This is a genomic window from Sphingomonas sp. (assembly GCF_036731925.1).
In the GTDB taxonomy this organism is placed as follows: Bacteria; Pseudomonadota; Alphaproteobacteria; order Sphingomonadales; family Sphingomonadaceae; genus Sphingomonas.
In genome coordinates this window covers 1007127-1021477 of sequence record NZ_DAINDJ010000002.1, presented here as the reverse complement: position 1 = coordinate 1021477, position 14351 = coordinate 1007127, and the positions used below count along the sequence as shown (strand labels likewise).

12 protein-coding genes are annotated in these 14351 nt (G+C 66.7%); 2 read left to right on the top strand and 10 right to left on the bottom strand.

The window, feature by feature from the left end; all coding sequences use genetic code 11:
- Nucleotides 1–8: 8 nt before the first annotated feature.
- From V7E00_RS14330 to mdh, 9 genes are all read right to left on the bottom strand, one after another.
- Nucleotides 9–2009, bottom strand: coding sequence for a TonB-dependent receptor plug domain-containing protein (locus V7E00_RS14330; protein WP_333573304.1), 2001 nt, complete (start codon nucleotides 2007–2009; stop codon nucleotides 9–11).
- Between the two features lie 189 nt (nucleotides 2010–2198).
- Nucleotides 2199–3383, bottom strand: a complete 1185-nt coding sequence (locus V7E00_RS14325; protein ID WP_333573303.1) for an NAD(P)/FAD-dependent oxidoreductase — start codon at nucleotides 3381–3383, stop codon at nucleotides 2199–2201.
- An 89-nt stretch (nucleotides 3384–3472) separates the two neighbouring features.
- The gene (lpdA, locus tag V7E00_RS14320) at nucleotides 3473–4867 is read right to left on the bottom strand and encodes a dihydrolipoyl dehydrogenase (RefSeq protein WP_333573302.1); all 1395 of its coding nucleotides are present in this window, start codon (nucleotides 4865–4867) and stop codon (nucleotides 3473–3475) included.
- A 103-nt stretch (nucleotides 4868–4970) separates the two neighbouring features.
- Entirely contained in the window at nucleotides 4971–5246 is a 276-nt protein-coding gene (locus V7E00_RS14315) for a GIY-YIG nuclease family protein (RefSeq protein WP_333573301.1), read from the bottom strand.
- Nucleotides 5247–5364: 118 nt separating this feature from the next.
- A complete protein-coding gene (gene odhB / locus V7E00_RS14310; protein WP_333573300.1) occupies nucleotides 5365–6585 on the bottom strand; it encodes a 2-oxoglutarate dehydrogenase complex dihydrolipoyllysine-residue succinyltransferase in 1221 nt (406 codons plus the stop codon).
- Between the two features lie 2 nt (nucleotides 6586–6587).
- The gene (locus V7E00_RS14305) at nucleotides 6588–9518 is read right to left on the bottom strand and encodes a 2-oxoglutarate dehydrogenase E1 component (protein WP_333573875.1); all 2931 of its coding nucleotides are present in this window, start codon (nucleotides 9516–9518) and stop codon (nucleotides 6588–6590) included.
- Between the two features lie 64 nt (nucleotides 9519–9582).
- The gene (sucD, locus tag V7E00_RS14300) at nucleotides 9583–10467 is read right to left on the bottom strand and encodes a succinate--CoA ligase subunit alpha (RefSeq protein ID WP_333573299.1); all 885 of its coding nucleotides are present in this window, start codon (nucleotides 10465–10467) and stop codon (nucleotides 9583–9585) included.
- A complete protein-coding gene (locus V7E00_RS14295; RefSeq protein ID WP_333573298.1) occupies nucleotides 10468–11070 on the bottom strand; it encodes a hypothetical protein in 603 nt (200 codons plus the stop codon). It abuts the gene before it with no gap.
- Nucleotides 11040–12002, bottom strand: a complete 963-nt coding sequence (gene mdh / locus V7E00_RS14290; RefSeq protein ID WP_333573297.1) for a malate dehydrogenase — start codon at nucleotides 12000–12002, stop codon at nucleotides 11040–11042. Before mdh ends, V7E00_RS14295 begins: the two co-directional genes overlap by 31 nt.
- Nucleotides 12003–12267: 265 nt before the next feature.
- On the opposite strand from mdh, the gene V7E00_RS14285 reads away from it, so the two are divergent.
- Both V7E00_RS14285 and V7E00_RS14280 read left to right on the top strand, forming a co-directional pair.
- Nucleotides 12268–12609 carry a hypothetical protein gene (locus V7E00_RS14285; RefSeq protein WP_333573296.1) on the top strand — a complete coding sequence of 114 codons (342 nt, stop codon included), beginning with the start codon at nucleotides 12268–12270 and terminating at the stop codon, nucleotides 12607–12609.
- Nucleotides 12609–13799 carry a glutathionylspermidine synthase family protein gene (locus V7E00_RS14280; protein ID WP_333573295.1) on the top strand — a complete coding sequence of 397 codons (1191 nt, stop codon included), beginning with the start codon at nucleotides 12609–12611 and terminating at the stop codon, nucleotides 13797–13799. Before V7E00_RS14285 ends, V7E00_RS14280 begins: the two co-directional genes overlap by 1 nt.
- Here V7E00_RS14280 and V7E00_RS14275 read toward each other — a convergent pair.
- Nucleotides 13757–14344: a DedA family protein gene (locus V7E00_RS14275; protein ID WP_333573294.1), complete on the bottom strand. Its 588-nt coding sequence runs from the start codon at nucleotides 14342–14344 to the stop codon at nucleotides 13757–13759. The genes V7E00_RS14280 and V7E00_RS14275 overlap by 43 nt on opposite strands.
- Nucleotides 14345–14351 lie beyond the last annotated feature (7 nt).

Here is a 14351-nt window from a genome sequence, read left to right as displayed (position 1 = left end):
GGGCGCCCCTACAGCGCCCGGCGGATCTGCACGTAGAGATATTGTCCGCGCCGCTGGGTGCGATGCTCGCGGTACAGCAGCGGCGAGGCGTTGCGCTCGCCGATGTAGAGGTCGCGGTCATAGATCCGCGCCGCATTGTTGAGGTTGCCGGCGTCCAGCCGCACCGTCAGCCGCTTGCTCGGCTTCCAGATGCCGTACACCTCGAAGCTCGGCTCCACCTCGGTCGTGCGATATTCGCCGATCCGGTAGAGGTGGGTGCCGGGCTGCCCGCAGCTGCCGTACACGCCATAGGTGAAGCGGCCGCCGAACAGATCCTGGCTGAAGCTGCCGCTGCAGGTGAACGGCACTTCGTTGGTATAGCGCCGACGCTCGGCGGTCAGCGGATCGGTGACATGGCTGCGCACCACCGACGCGTTGCCCCGGAACCGCGCATTCTTGATGCCCAGCTTGTCGAACGGCAGCGTCAACGTGCTCGACAGCGTATCGCGCGTGCCGGTGCCGATATTGCCGATCGCGTCGTACCCGCCCTCCAGCGGGATATAGTCGATGACGTTGCGCGTCGCCTCGTGCTTGGCGCCGAGCTCCAGCGCGCCTTTGCCCCAGAAGCGGTGCTCGACCACTGCCTCCAGCGTCAGCATCTGCTCGGGCACCAGATCGCCATTGCCGGCGCGCACCGTGCCCAGGTTGATCTCCGTCGCCGCCACGAAATCGTTGAAGTCCAGCTGGCTGACGCTCTGCTCCACCCGCAGCCGCAGCTGGTCGCGCTTGTTGGGTCGCAGGGTCAGCTGCAGGCGCGGCTTGGGGTAGAAGAAGGAGCGTGTGCGGCCGGTGTCGGCATCGGCGGCGATCCGCGACACTTCCGCACGCATGCCGGCTTCCAGGGTGATGCGGGTGGAGGGCTGCCACCGCGCCAGCCCGAACAGCTCGCCGCGCACTTCGCTCACGAATACGCTCTGGTCCGGCAGCGGCTTCGGCACGCCCTGCTCGGCATAATCGGTGCGGTTGTCGAGGAAGTTGTACGCGATCTCGCCGCCGCCCTCGAGCGACAGTGTCTTGCCGGGCTTGTAGCGGAGGATCGGGCGCAGGACCGATTCGCCGTTCCGCGACTGCTGGCCGAAGGTGGAAACGAAGCCGCCGGCATTGGTCGTGGAATCATAGCCGGTATGGCCGAGACGCTGGAGCGCGATCAGCTCCACTTCGCCCTTCGCGCCGAGCGGCCGCGCCCAGTTCGCGCCGACTTCGCCCTTCCATTGGTGCGTCACGTCGGTCGCGCGCCCGCTGCTGCCGATGCCTTCCAGCAGCGTGACGGTCTGGCTGGTCGGATAATCGAGGTAATCGAACCGCGCATTGACCGTCAGCAGCCCGCCGACGGCCGCTCGCTGCAGCGACGTCCGCAGCGTGGCGGTACGATCGCGGTCCCACAGGTCGAGGCTGTGGCGCTGGAGCAGGTTGCCGGCGGCATCGCGGCGGGTGCGGATGCCCTGCGCGGTGCCGCTGGTGCGATCGCTGATCAGTTCCAGCGAGAGCTCGTCGCGCCGATCGCCGTCGCGCCGGGCGTACTGCAGCGTCACGTCGGGGCCGACATAGCCGTCGCGGTAGATATAGCTCTGGAAGTTGATCAGCTTCTCGGTGGACGCCGTACGCTTCAGCACCACATTGGCGATCACCGCGCGTCCCTGCATGTCGATGCCCGGCGCCCCGCCGCGGATCAGCTCGATCCGCGCGACACTGGAGGCGCTGATCCGGCGCAGGATCTCGCCCAGCCCATCGGTCTTCGACGCGGGAGGCTTGCCGTCGATCAGCACATTGCCCGTGTTGCCGGCGATGCCGCGCGCCTCGCCATTGCCGGTATCGAGCGTAAAGCCGGGCAAGCGCTGCACCATGTCCAGCGCGGTCGGCAGCGCGGTGTTGCCGAAAAATTCCGGGCCATACACGAGCACGCCGGAAGCAGGGGGCGCGCCGTTCGCGCCTGCGGCAGGATCAGGCTGCTGCTGGGCCTGCGCGGTCACCGGGCAAGCCAAGACGGCGGCCGCCAATACGCACCGAACTCTCATCGCAGACCTGAATTGTCCCCCCGGACCAGCATGATAGCGGGTCTCTGTGACAAGTTTGGCCGAAGGAGCGCAACCTATGCAAATGAAAAGGTCCTGTTAAGCAACTTTACGTAGACCCACGTGCTGTTTGCGCAACAGGCGGGGCTAGAGTGCTTGTGCCGCCGCCCAGCCGCTCGCCCAGGCCCATTGGAAATTATACCCGCCCAGCCAGCCGGTGACGTCGACCGCCTCGCCGATCGCGTAGAGGCCGGGCACACGGCGCGCTGCCATGGTCTGCGAGGAAAGATCGGCGGTGCTGATGCCGCCGACGGTCACTTCGGCCTTGGCGAAGCCTTCGGTGCCGTTGGGTGCGAAAGGCCACGCGGCGAGCTGCGACTCGGCCTGCTCCAGCAGCGCGTCGCGGCAATTGCCGAGCTCGCTGGGCAGGGCGATACGTTCGGCCAGCGTGACGGCGAGGCGATCGGGCAGTTGGCGATTCAGCAGGCCGCGCAGGCCCAGGCGCGGTTCGCTGCGCTTGGCCTCGCGGAGCCATCCCTTGGCTTGATCGGGCAGGAAGTCGATCGCGATCGACTCGCCCGGCCGCCAATAGGACGAGACCTGCAGGATCGCCGGGCCGGAGAGGCCGCGATGGGTGAACAGCGCCGCCTCGCGAAACGCCGCCTTGCCGGCGCTTGCGGCAACCGGGGTGGAGACGCCCGATAGATCGCGGAACAGCGCCTGGTCCGGGCCGAGGGTGAGGGGGACCAGGGCGGGGCGCGGCTCGACGACCTTGAGGCCGAAGCGGCGGGCGAGATCATAGGCGAAGCCGGTTGCGCCGAGCTTGGGGATGGCGGGGCCGCCGGTGGCGATGACGAGCGCAGGGGCCTCGGCAACGCCTTGGCTGGTGGTCACGCGGAAGCGGCCATCGGCATGATCGACGCTGCCGATGCTTGCACCGAGCGTGATCGTCACCTGCCCCATCGCGCATTCGCCGAGCAGCATCTCCACGATCTGCCGCGCGGAGCCGTCGCAGAACAGCTGGCCCAGCGTCTTTTCGTGCCAGGCGATGCCGTGGCGCTCGACCAGCGCGAGAAAGTCCTGCGCGGTGTAGCGGCCCAGCGCCGACTTGGCGAAATGCGGGTTGGCGGAAAGGTAGCGATCGGGCGCGGTGCCGAGATTGGTGAAATTGCACCGCCCGCCGCCGGAGATCAGGATCTTCTTTCCCGGTGCCTCGGCATGATCGAGCAGCAGCACGCGTCGCCCCCGCTGGCCTGCCATCGCGGCGCAGAACATCCCCGCCGCGCCGGCGCCGAGGATGATTGCGTCATGGGTGCCTAGGGAGGTGGTCATGCCGGGGCGTTAGCGTGGTTCTTGGGCCCCGAACAGCAAAACGCCGCCGGGGATGCCGGCGGCGCTTGCTTGAATCCGGGATGACCGGATCAGATGTGGATCGGCTTGCCGAGCACGCCCATCGCCGCTTCCTTGATCGCTTCGGAATGCGTCGGGTGGGCATGGCAGGTGTACGCAATGTCTTCCGACGTCGCGCCGAACTCCATCGCCTGCGCGACCTGGGCGATCATCGTGCCGGCCGGCGCGGTGATGATCCAGGCGCCGAGCACCTTGTCGGTCTTGGCATCGGCGATCACCTTCACCCAGCCGGTGGTGTCGTCGATCGCCTTGGCTCGGCTGTTGCCCGCCATCGGGAACTTGCCGACCTTCACTTCGCCCTGTTCGCGCGCCTGCTCCTCGGTGAGGCCGACGCCGGCGATTTCGGGGTGGGTGTAGACGACGCTCGGGATCACCGCGTGGTTCACGATGCCGGTCAGGCCGGCGATGTTCTCGGCGACCGCGATGCCTTCGTCCTCGGCCTTGTGCGCGAGCATCGGGCCCGGGATCACGTCGCCGATCGCCCACACGCCGTCGATCGCGGTGCGGAAGCTGTGGTCGGTCTCGATCTGACCGCGCTGGTTCGGGGTGATGCCGATCTTGTCGAGGCCCAGGCCTTCGGTGTTCGGACGACGGCCGATCGAGACGAGCACGACATCGGCTTCGATGGTCTCAGCGGCACCGCCGGCGGCGGGCTCGATCGTGACGGTCGCCTTGTCGCCATTGACGGCAACGCCGGTCACCTTGGTGGAGAGCTTGATCTCCATGCCCTGCTTCTTGAAGATCTTGGAAGCTTCCTTCCGCACTTCACCGTCCATGCCGGGGAGCAGCTGGTCGAGATACTCGACCACGGTCACCTTGGCGCCGAGGCGCTGCCAGACCGAGCCGAGCTCGAGCCCGATCACGCCGCCGCCGATGACGACCATGTTCGCCGGCACCTTCTCCAGCGCGATCGCGCCGGTGGAGTCGACCACGACCTTCTGGTCGATCGTCACGCCGGGCAGCGGGGTGACCGACGAGCCGGTGGCGATGACGATATTCTTGGCGGTGACGGTGCGCTCGCCCACCTGCACGGTGTGCGCGTCGATGAAGGTGCCGCGGCCCTTCACCCACTCGACCTTGTTCTTCTTGAACAGGAATTCGATGCCGCCGGTCAGGCCCTTCACGGCCTTGTCCTTGTCGGCCATCATGGCCGGCAGGTCGAGCTCGACATTGCCCAGCTTGACGCCGTGCTTGGCGAGCGCGCCCGAGGCGGCTTCGTAGAACAGCTCGGAGGCGTTCAGCAGCGCCTTGGAGGGGATGCAGCCGACGTTGAGGCAGGTGCCGCCCAGCGTATCGCGGCTCTCGACGCAGCCGGTCTTGAGACCCAGCTGCGCCGCGCGGATCGCCGCGACATAGCCGCCGGGGCCGGAACCGATGATCAGGACGTCGAAATCATATTCAGCCATTTTCCGCTCCATGCGTGCGCGCGGGGGCGCCTGTCCGTGCTCCTGCGAAGGCAGGAGCCCAGGGTTGCGAAGGTCGTTCTTCGATCCGGCGCCATCGCGCGGCTCAGCCGAAGAGCGTCCCGTACAAATCCTTCCACTGCGGGTTGTCGCGTTCGATCAGCTCGATCTTCCACGCCCGCTTCCATTTCTTCATCTGGCGTTCGCGAAGTCGCGCTCCGTCCAGATCCTCATGCGCCTCGTACCAGACGAGGCGTCTGCAGCCATTGTCCTTGGTGAAGCCCTCGATCATGCCGGTGCGATGCTGGTACACTCGGGCAGACAAGTCGCTGGTCGATCCCACATAGATCGTGCCGTTGCGCTTGTTCGCCATGATGTACACGCAGCCGGATTTCGTAGGGCTTCTCCTAAGTCCGTGCTCCTGCGGAAGCAGGAGCCCAGTGCCACAAGCGTTGTACTTTCCTACCCTGGGCCCCTGCTTTCGCAGGGGCACAAGGAGATCAGAGGTCGATCAGCAGGCGGGTCGGATCCTCGATCGCGTTCTTGATCGCGACGAGGAAGGTCACCGCCTCGCGGCCGTCGACCAGGCGGTGGTCGTAGCTGAGCGCGAGGTACATCATCGGGCGGACGACGACCTGGCCGTTACGCACCACCGGACGATCCTCGATGCGGTGCAGGCCGAGCACGGCCGACTGCGGCGGGTTGATGATCGGGGTCGACATCAGCGAGCCGAACACGCCGCCGTTGGAGATGGTGAAGGTACCGCCCTTCATCTCGTCCATCTTCAGCGTGCCGTCCTTGGCGCGCTTGCCGAAATCGCCGATCGTGCGCTCGATGCCTGCGACCGAGAGGTCCTGCGCGTCGCGGATCACCGGCACGACCAGGCCCTGCGGGGCCGAGACCGCGACCGAGACGTCACAATAATCGTGATAGACGATCTCGTCGCCTTCGATCGAGCCGTTGACGCCGGGGATGTCCTTCAGCGCCATGCACGCGGCCTTCACGAAGAAGCCCATGAAGCCCAGGCGAACGCCGTGCTTCTTCTCGAACAGGTCCTTGTACTTGGCGCGGGCCTCGATCACCGCAGTCATGTCCACGTCGTTGAACGTGGTGAGCATGGCGGCGGTGTTCTGCGCTTCCTTGAGGCGCTTGGCGACGGTCTGGCGCAGGCGGGTCATCCGCACGCGCTCTTCCTTCCGACCGCCGGTAGCGGCAGGCGCAGCAACCGGGGCAGCGGCCGGCGCCGGAGCGGCGGCGGGCTTGCTGCTGGCGGCGGCGATAACGTCGTCCTTGGTCAGGCGGCCGTCCTTGCCGGTGCCCTGCACGGTCGAGGGGTCGACGCCCGTTTCGAGCACCGCACGGCGCACCGACGGCGACAGCGCAGCGGCATCGGCCGAGGGGGCCGGAGCAGCGGCGGGCGCAGGAGCCGGGGTGGCAGCCGGGGCAGCAGCGGCGGGAGCAGCAGCCGGAGCGGCGGCCGCACCTTCACCCGCGATGATCGCGATCACCGCACCCACTTCGACGGTATCGCCGACCTTGACGATCTGCTCGCCCATCACGCCGGCAACCGGCGACGGGACTTCGACCGAGACCTTGTCGGTCTCGAGGCTGGCGATCGGCTCGTCTACGCGGACGGGATCGCCCGGATTCTTCAGCCATTCACCGACGGTGGCTTCGGTGATCGATTCGCCCAGTACAGGGACTTTGACTTCGGTGGCCATTTTCAACCTTTCCGGGTGCGGCGGATTTCTTCGCGGACATTATGGCCGAGCGCGTCGGCAACGAGCGCGCCCTGCTCTGCGGTGTGGCGCTTCATCAGGCCGGTGGCGGGCGATGCCGCCGCCGAGCGACCGGCATAGCGCGGACGCTGCGGCTTGACGCCGGCATCGATCAGGCACTGCTCGATCAGCGGCTCGACGAAGAACCAATAGCCGTTGTTCTTCGGCTCTTCCTGGGCCCACACCACCTCTTCGAGGTTGGTCATGCGCTTCAGCCGCTCGGTCAGCGGCTCGCCCGGGAACGGGTAGAGCTGCTCGATCCGGACGATCGCGGTGTTCTGGTCGCCGGCCGCGTCGCGCGCCTCGATCAGGTCGTACGCCACCTTGCCGGTGCAGAGCACGAGGCGCTTGACCTCGGTATCCGCCGGGGCCTTGGGGTCCGACAGGATCCGCTTGAAGTGACTGTCGCCCAGGAACTCCTCGGCGCTCGACACCGCCATCTTGTGGCGGAGCAGCGACTTGGGCGTCATCTGGATCAGCGGCTTGCGGAAGTTGCGGTGCATCTGCCGGCGGAGCAGGTGGAAATAGTTTGCCGGGGTGGTGATGTTCACCACCTGCATGTTGTCCTGCGCGCAGAGCTGGAGGAAGCGCTCCGGACGTGCCGAGCTGTGCTCGGGGCCCTGGCCTTCATAGCCGTGCGGCAGCAGCATCACCAGGCCGTTGGCGCGGAGCCACTTGGACTCGCCCGACGCGATGAACTGGTCGATCATGATCTGCGCGCCGTTCACGAAGTCGCCGAACTGCGCTTCCCACATCACCAGCGCCTTCGGATCCGCCAGCGCGTAGCCGTACTCGAAACCGAGCACGCCATATTCGCTGAGCGGCGAATCGAGCACCTCGAAGCTGCCATGCGGCACCGTGGTGAGCGGCACGTACTTGGCCTCGGTCTTCTGGTCGACCCAGACGGCGTGGCGCTGCGAGAAGGTGCCGCGGCCCGAATCCTGGCCGGACAGGCGGACGGTATAGCCCTCCGAGAGCAGCGAGCCGAACGCCAGCGCCTCGCCGGTCGCCCAGTCGAAGTTGGTGCCCGACTTGAACATCTCGCGCTTGGCATCGAGCACGCGGCCCAGGGTCTTGTGGATCTCGAGATCCTGCGGAACCGTGGTCAGCGTGCGGCCGAGGCTGTCGAACAGCTTCTTCTCGATGCCGGTCTCGACGTTGCGACGCGAACCCTCGCCGTCCGACGGCGCGCCCAGGCCCGACCAGCGGCCGGCGAACCAGTCCGCCTTGTTCGGCAGATAGGTCTTGCCTGCCTCGAACTCCCCTTCGAGCAGCGTCGTGAACTGGTGGGTCTTCTCGTCGATGAAAGCCTGGTCGACCACGCCCTCGGCGATCAGCTTCTGACCATAGATGCTGCTGACACCGGGGTGCTGGCGAATCTTCTGGTACATCAGCGGCTGGGTGAAGCCGGGCTCGTCGCCTTCATTGTGGCCGAAGCGGCGATAGCACCACATGTCGATCACGATGTCGCGGTGGAATTCCTGACGGAACTCGATCGCCACCTTGCAGGCGAAGGTCACGGCTTCGGGATCGTCGCCGTTGACGTGCAGGATCGGCGCCTGGACGCCCTTGGCGACGTCCGACGGATAGGGCGAGGAGCGCGCGAACTGCGGGCTCGTCGTGAAGCCGACCTGGTTGTTGATGACGAAGTGGATGCAGCCGCCGGTATTGTAGCCGCGGATGCCGGAGAAGCCGAGCGTCTCCCACACGATGCCCTGGCCCGCAAAGGCCGCGTCGCCGTGGATCAGCACCGGCAGCACCTGCTCGTGCTTTTCCAGGTCCCCGCGGATCGTCTGCAGCGCGCGCGCCTTGCCGAGCACGACCGGATCGGCCGCCTCGAGGTGCGACGGGTTGGCGACCAGCGACATATGGACGCTGATGCCGTCGAACTGGCGATCGGTGGAGGTGCCGAGGTGATACTTCACGTCGCCCGAACCGGCGACGTCGTCCGGATTGGCCGAACCGCCGCCGAATTCATGGAAGATGATCCGGAACGGCTTTTCCATGACGTTGGCGAGCATGTTCAGGCGGCCGCGATGGGCCATGCCGTACACGATCTCGCGGACGCCCTGCTGGCCGCCGTACTTGATGATCGCTTCCATCGCCGGGATCATCGATTCGCCGCCGTCGAGGCCGAACCGCTTGGTGCCGACATATTTCTTGCCGAGGAATTTTTCCCACTGCTCGGCTTCGATCACCTTGGACAGGATCGCCTTCTTGCCATCGGCAGTGAAGGTGATCGCCTTGTCCTTGCCTTCCATCCGGTCCTGGAGGAAGCGGCGCTCCTCCACGTCCGCGATGTGCATATATTCGAGGCCGACATTACCGCAGTAATTGGCCTGGAGGATCGCGACGATCTCGCGCACCGTGGCATGCTGAAGCCCAAGCGCCCCGCCGAGATAGATCGGGCGATCGAGATCGGCGCCCGAGAAGCCGTGATATTCCGGCGTCAGATCGGCGGGCAGGTTCTGGCGGGCGAGGCCCAGCGGATCGAGATTGGCGGCGAGATGGCCGCGCACCCGGTAGGTGCGGATCAGCATCATCGCGCGGATCGAATCTTCCGCGGCCTTGGTCACGTCCGCCGTGGAAGCGGCGGGGGCGGCCGGCTTGGCCGGGGCGCCGCCCTTGGCGGGCTTCGGCGCGGGCTCCATCTGGGTGGGGTCGAGCCCGGCCGTCAGCGCGTCGGTTTCGGTCAGCGGCCAGTTGGCGCGCTGCCAGCTGGGGCCGGAGGCCGTGGATTCGAGACCCTCGAACCAGGCACGCCAGCTCGGTTCGACGGAGGCCGGATCGCTCTTGTAGCGCCGGTACAGGGTCTCGACGAAGCCGGGGCTCACGCCGCCGGCGATGTCGTCGAAGTCGAGGCCTTCATAGCCCATGATCATGCTTCCGTTCGTGTTAGCGCTCCCACTCCCACCTATATAGGAGCGCTACCGTTGCAGTTTAGCCCTTGAGCACTTCCATCAGCGTCTCGCCGAGCAGCGAGGGGCTGGGGGAAACGCGGATGCCGGCGGCTTCCATCGCTGCGATCTTGTCCTCGGCGCCGCCCTGGCCGCCCGAGACGATCGCACCGGCATGGCCCATGCGGCGGCCCGGAGGCGCGGTACGGCCCGCGATGAAGCCGGCCATCGGCTTCTTGCGGCCACGCTTGGCCTCGTCGATCAGGAACTGCGCGGCCTCTTCCTCGGCCGAGCCACCGATCTCGCCGATCATGATGATCGACTGGGTGGCTTCATCGGCCAGGAACAGCTCGAGCACGTCGATGAAGTTGGTGCCGTTGACCGGGTCGCCGCCGATACCCACTGCGGTGGTCTGGCCCAGGCCCGCATTGGTGGTCTGGAACACCGCCTCATAGGTGAGGGTGCCCGAGCGCGACACGACGCCCACCGAGCCCTTGGAGAAGATGCTGCCCGGCATGATGCCGATCTTGCATTCGCCAGGCGTCAGCACGCCCGGGCAGTTCGGGCCGATCAGGCGCGACTTGGAGCCGGAAAGCGCGCGCTTCACCTTCACCATGTCCAGCACCGGAATGCCTTCGGTGATCGCTACGATCAGCGGGATCTCGGCGTCGATCGCCTCGAGGATCGAATCGGCCGCGAAGGGGGGCGGCACGTAGATCACGCTGGCATCGGCGCCGGTCTTCGACTTGGCTTCGGCGACCGTGTCGAACACGGGCAGGCCGATATGCGTGCTACCGCCCTTGCCGGGGGTGACGCCGCCGACCATCTGCGTGCCATAGGCAAGCGCCTGTTCGGTGTGGAACGTGCCGGTGGCACCGGTCATCCCCTGGACGATGACCTTGGTGTTCTTGTCGACGAGGATGCTCATTCAGTTCGCCTTTTCCGGGTCGCTGGGAGGAGGGGTAAAGGAGCGCAGCGCAATCCAGCCGCCGAACGTGGCGAGCGAATATTGCGTCGTTCCGAACGAAGCGGCCGTAAAGGTCGCGCGATCGGGCTTGGATTCGGGCCGCGCATAGAGCGGCACCTTTTCCTCGCTCGGCAGCACGATCTTGCGGGCCGCGAGATAATCGTCGCCGCCGCCGATCCACAGGACCATGCAGGATTCGGCGAGGGTACCCGTGCCGGTGCCGGCCTTGGGTACGAACAGATACGTATTGCCGCCCGCAATGCGGTAAATGCTGTTGGGCACCGCCGCCGGTTCAGGCGCAGGCGCCTTCAGCGCATCGGCGGCATTCGCGGGCGATACGGCGCCGATGCCGATCGCGCGCTGCGCGGGCAACGGCAGCGTCGCATAGGTCGCGGCCTCGGACATGCCGCGAGTCAGCCGGGCGCTGCCGCCCATGCACACGGCACGGAACAGCGCCACCGGCTCCGTCGGTGCCGTGGCGATCGCTTCCTGTGCGGAAGCGACGCCCGGCACCGCCATGAGCGCGGGAAGGATCAGGCGAGCGAGGAGTCGATCGACTTGCATGCCGCGACCAGTTCCTTGACCGCGTCGACCGAGACGTCGAAATTCTGCTTCGCCGAAGCGTTCAGTTCGATCTCGACGATGCGCTCGACGCCGTCCTTGCCGATCACGATCGGCACGCCGACATACATGTTGTCGACGCCGTACTGGCCGGTGAGGTGGGCGGCGCAGGGAAGGAGGCGCTTCTTGTCCTTCAGGTAGCTCTCGGCCATCGCAATTGCGCTGGTCGCCGGGGCGTAGAAGGCCGAGCCGGTCTTGAGCAGCGCGACGATCTCGCCGCCGCCCGAACGGGTGCGGGCGACGATGGCGTCGATGCGCTCCTGGGTGGACCAGCCCATCTTGATCAGATCGGGCACCGGGATGCCGGCGACGGTCGAATATTCGATCACCGGGACCATGGTGTCGCCGTGGCCGCCCAGCACGAAGGCGGTGACGTCCTCGACCGAGACGTTGAACTCTTCGGCGAGGAAGTGGCGGAAGCGCGCCGAATCCAGCACGCCGGCCATGCCGACGACCTTCTGGTGCGGGAGCCCTGAGAATTCGCGAAGCGCCCACACCATCGCGTCGAGCGGGTTGGTGATGCAGATCACGAACGCGTCAGGCGCATACTGGGCGATGCCTTCGCCCACGGCCTTCATCACGCCCAGGTTGGTCTTGAGAAGATCGTCGCGGCTCATGCCCGGCTTGCGCGGGATGCCGGCGGTGACGATGCAGACGTCGGCGCCCGCAATATCCTCGTAGCTGTTCGCGCCCTTGAGGTTCGCGTCGAAGCCTTCGACCGGGCCGGACTGCGCGATGTCGAGCGCCTTGCCCTGCGGCGTGCCCTCGGCAATGTCGAACAGGACGATGTCGCCCAGTTCCTTGATGGCGGCGAGGTGCGCGAGCGTGCCACCAATCATGCCGGAGCCGATCAGTGCGATCTTCTTGCGGGCCATGGAATCTCCTTGGTTGGGTCCAAGCAAAGCGGTCGCGTGAACATGCGCCGCGAAAGCGAGGGCGGGATAGGCCTATAATAGCGAGGCTGCAACCCGGGATTCGGCTTGGGTGCAGGAATATCTTTGCAATTCGTTCGCAGGAGCAATAAGCGGCATTTTGCCCGGAAAGGCGCGGGTTACGGTTTCGCGCGACAGCCATAGCGGCACTCGGTAAATAGAGGCTTTCTGGCGCGCATGGGGATGCGTGGCAGCTGTTGGGGGTAGCATGCGCAAATCACCTGATTTCAGCCGGCTGCGGATCACCGCGGCAACGTCGATGGCGCTGCTCGCCGCGGGCTGCGGCGGCAGTAATGTGGCCAACCAGCCGGTGCGCTATTGCACCGATGCTGGCGGCCGGCGGGTCGCCGATGCCTATTGCAGGAGCGGCGGTGGCGGCGGCGCGCATTATTATTACGCCGGCAGGGGCGCGACGGTGCCGGCGATCGGCGACTCCGCTCGCGGTGGGTCGTATCGGCCGGTAAGCGGCGTGCGGTACGGTGGCGCGGAGGCCGTGACGCGCGGCGGCTTCGGCAAGAGCGGCGGCTTCTTCGGCAGCCGGGGCGGCTGATGCGCCGCACGACGCTGGTTCCCCGCGCCGACTGGCAGGCCCGGGTGGAGGCCCTGGGACTGGTGTGGCACAGCCTCGATGGGCAGCTCTATTGGGACGAAAGCGCCTGCTACGCCTTCACCACGGCGGAAATTGCCGAGATCGAGGCCGCCAGCGCCGAGCTGTACCGGCTCTATCTGGCGGCGGGCGAGCATGTGATCGCGGAGGGAAGGCTGGGCGAGCTCGGGATTCCGCGGCCAGCCTGGGATGCGGTTGCCGCGGCATGGGAGGCGGAGCCGCCGGCGCTCAATTTCGGGCGGTTCGATCTCGGCTATTCGGGTGACGGCCCGCCCAAGCTGTTCGAGTTCAATTGCGACACGCCGACCAGCCTGCTGGAAGCCGCGGTGATCCAGTGGGACTGGAAGCAGGCGGTGTTCCCGATGCTCGACCAGTATAACGGGATCCACGAGGCGCTGGTGGCGCAGTGGCAGGCGATCGCCCCGCTGCTGGGCGGCGGGCCGCTCCATTTCGCGCACATGGCCGATCTGGCGGGCGAAGACAGCGTCACCGTCGCCTATCTGCGCGACACGGCCGAGGAAGCCGGGCTGGTCACGCTGGCGGTGGAGATGGCGGCGATCGGCTGGGCGCATGGCGCCCGCCGCTTCGTCGACGGGGCGGACCGGGCGATCGATTCCGTCTTTCATCTTTATCCCTGGGAATGGCTGCTCGCCGAGGATTTCGCGCCGATGTTGGTCGAGAGCCTTGCCACCACGCGCTGGATCGAGCCGATCTGGAAGACCCTGTGGAGCAACAAGGCGATCCTGCCGATCCTGTGGGAGCTGTTTCCCGGCCATCCCAATCTGCTGGAGGCAGGCACCCGGCCGATCGGCGGCGACCAGGTCGCCAAGCCGCTGTTCGGGCGCGAGGGCGCCAATGTCTCGATCCGCTGGGGCGACAAGGTCGTGGCGGAAAGCGACGGCGACTATGTCGAGCAGGGCTGGATCTACCAGCGCTTCCATGCGCTTCGCGATTTCGGCGGGGGCTATCCGGTGATCGGGTCCTGGCTGGTCGACGGTGTGCCGGTGGGCATGGGCATCCGGGAGGACGGGCTGATCACCGGCAACACCGCGCGGTTCGTGCCGCACGTGATCGACGGCTGGGGGGGGGGTCAGGCCGCGCGCGGCTTCCAGGTCAGCACCCGCCAGACATAGAAGACCAGCATCGCAGCCACGCAGATCAGGATGGCCGGCGTGATGAACCGGTCGATCTCGGCGATCGCGGCGCCGAGGCCGTAGCCCACGCCGACCAGTGCGGCGTTCCACAAGGCGCTGCCGGCGGCGGTGTAGAGGCAGAACCTCCAGAACGGCATGTGCATCAGCCCGGCGGGCAGCGAGATGATCGTGCGGCCGAAGGGCATGAAGCGGAACACGAAGATGGTGGGGCCGCCCCAGCGATCGAAATAACCCTTGAACCGCTCGACATCGTGCCACTCGACGGTCAGCCATCGGCCCCAGCGCGCGACGAAGGGCTGCAGCCGCTCATAGCCGAGCCGCCGCCCGATCTCCCACCAGAAGAGGTTGCCGAGCACGGTGCCCAGCGTGCCGACCAGCACGAGCAGCACGGGATCGAAATGGCCTTTCGCCGCCCCGATCCCGGCCATGCCCATGATCGCCTCCGACGGCACCGGGGGCACGACATTCTCGAGCACCATCAACAGGAAGATGCCCCAATAACCCCAGCCGAGGATCATGCCCATCGCGTCA

Bases quoted from the DNA above. Each gene is read 5' to 3' on its own strand.
- V7E00_RS14325 (WP_333573303.1), bottom strand. From the start codon at position 3,383: ATGACCACCTCCCTAGGCACCCATGACGCAATCATCCTCGGCGCCGGC.
- lpdA (WP_333573302.1), bottom strand. From the start codon at position 4,867: ATGGCTGAATATGATTTCGACGTCCTGATCATCGGTTCCGGCCCCGGC.
- odhB (WP_333573300.1), bottom strand. From the start codon at position 6,585: ATGGCCACCGAAGTCAAAGTCCCTGTACTGGGCGAATCGATCACCGAA.
- V7E00_RS14305 (WP_333573875.1), bottom strand. From the start codon at position 9,518: ATGGGCTATGAAGGCCTCGACTTCGACGACATCGCCGGCGGCGTGAGC.
- sucD (WP_333573299.1), bottom strand. From the start codon at position 10,467: ATGAGCATCCTCGTCGACAAGAACACCAAGGTCATCGTCCAGGGGATG.
- V7E00_RS14295 (WP_333573298.1), bottom strand. From the start codon at position 11,070: ATGCAAGTCGATCGACTCCTCGCTCGCCTGATCCTTCCCGCGCTCATG.
- mdh (WP_333573297.1), bottom strand. From the start codon at position 12,002: ATGGCCCGCAAGAAGATCGCACTGATCGGCTCCGGCATGATTGGTGGC.
- V7E00_RS14285 (WP_333573296.1), top strand. From the start codon at position 12,268: ATGCGCAAATCACCTGATTTCAGCCGGCTGCGGATCACCGCGGCAACG.
- V7E00_RS14280 (WP_333573295.1), top strand. From the start codon at position 12,609: ATGCGCCGCACGACGCTGGTTCCCCGCGCCGACTGGCAGGCCCGGGTG.
- V7E00_RS14275 (WP_333573294.1), bottom strand. From the start codon at position 14,344: ATGGGCATGATCCTCGGCTGGGGTTATTGGGGCATCTTCCTGTTGATG.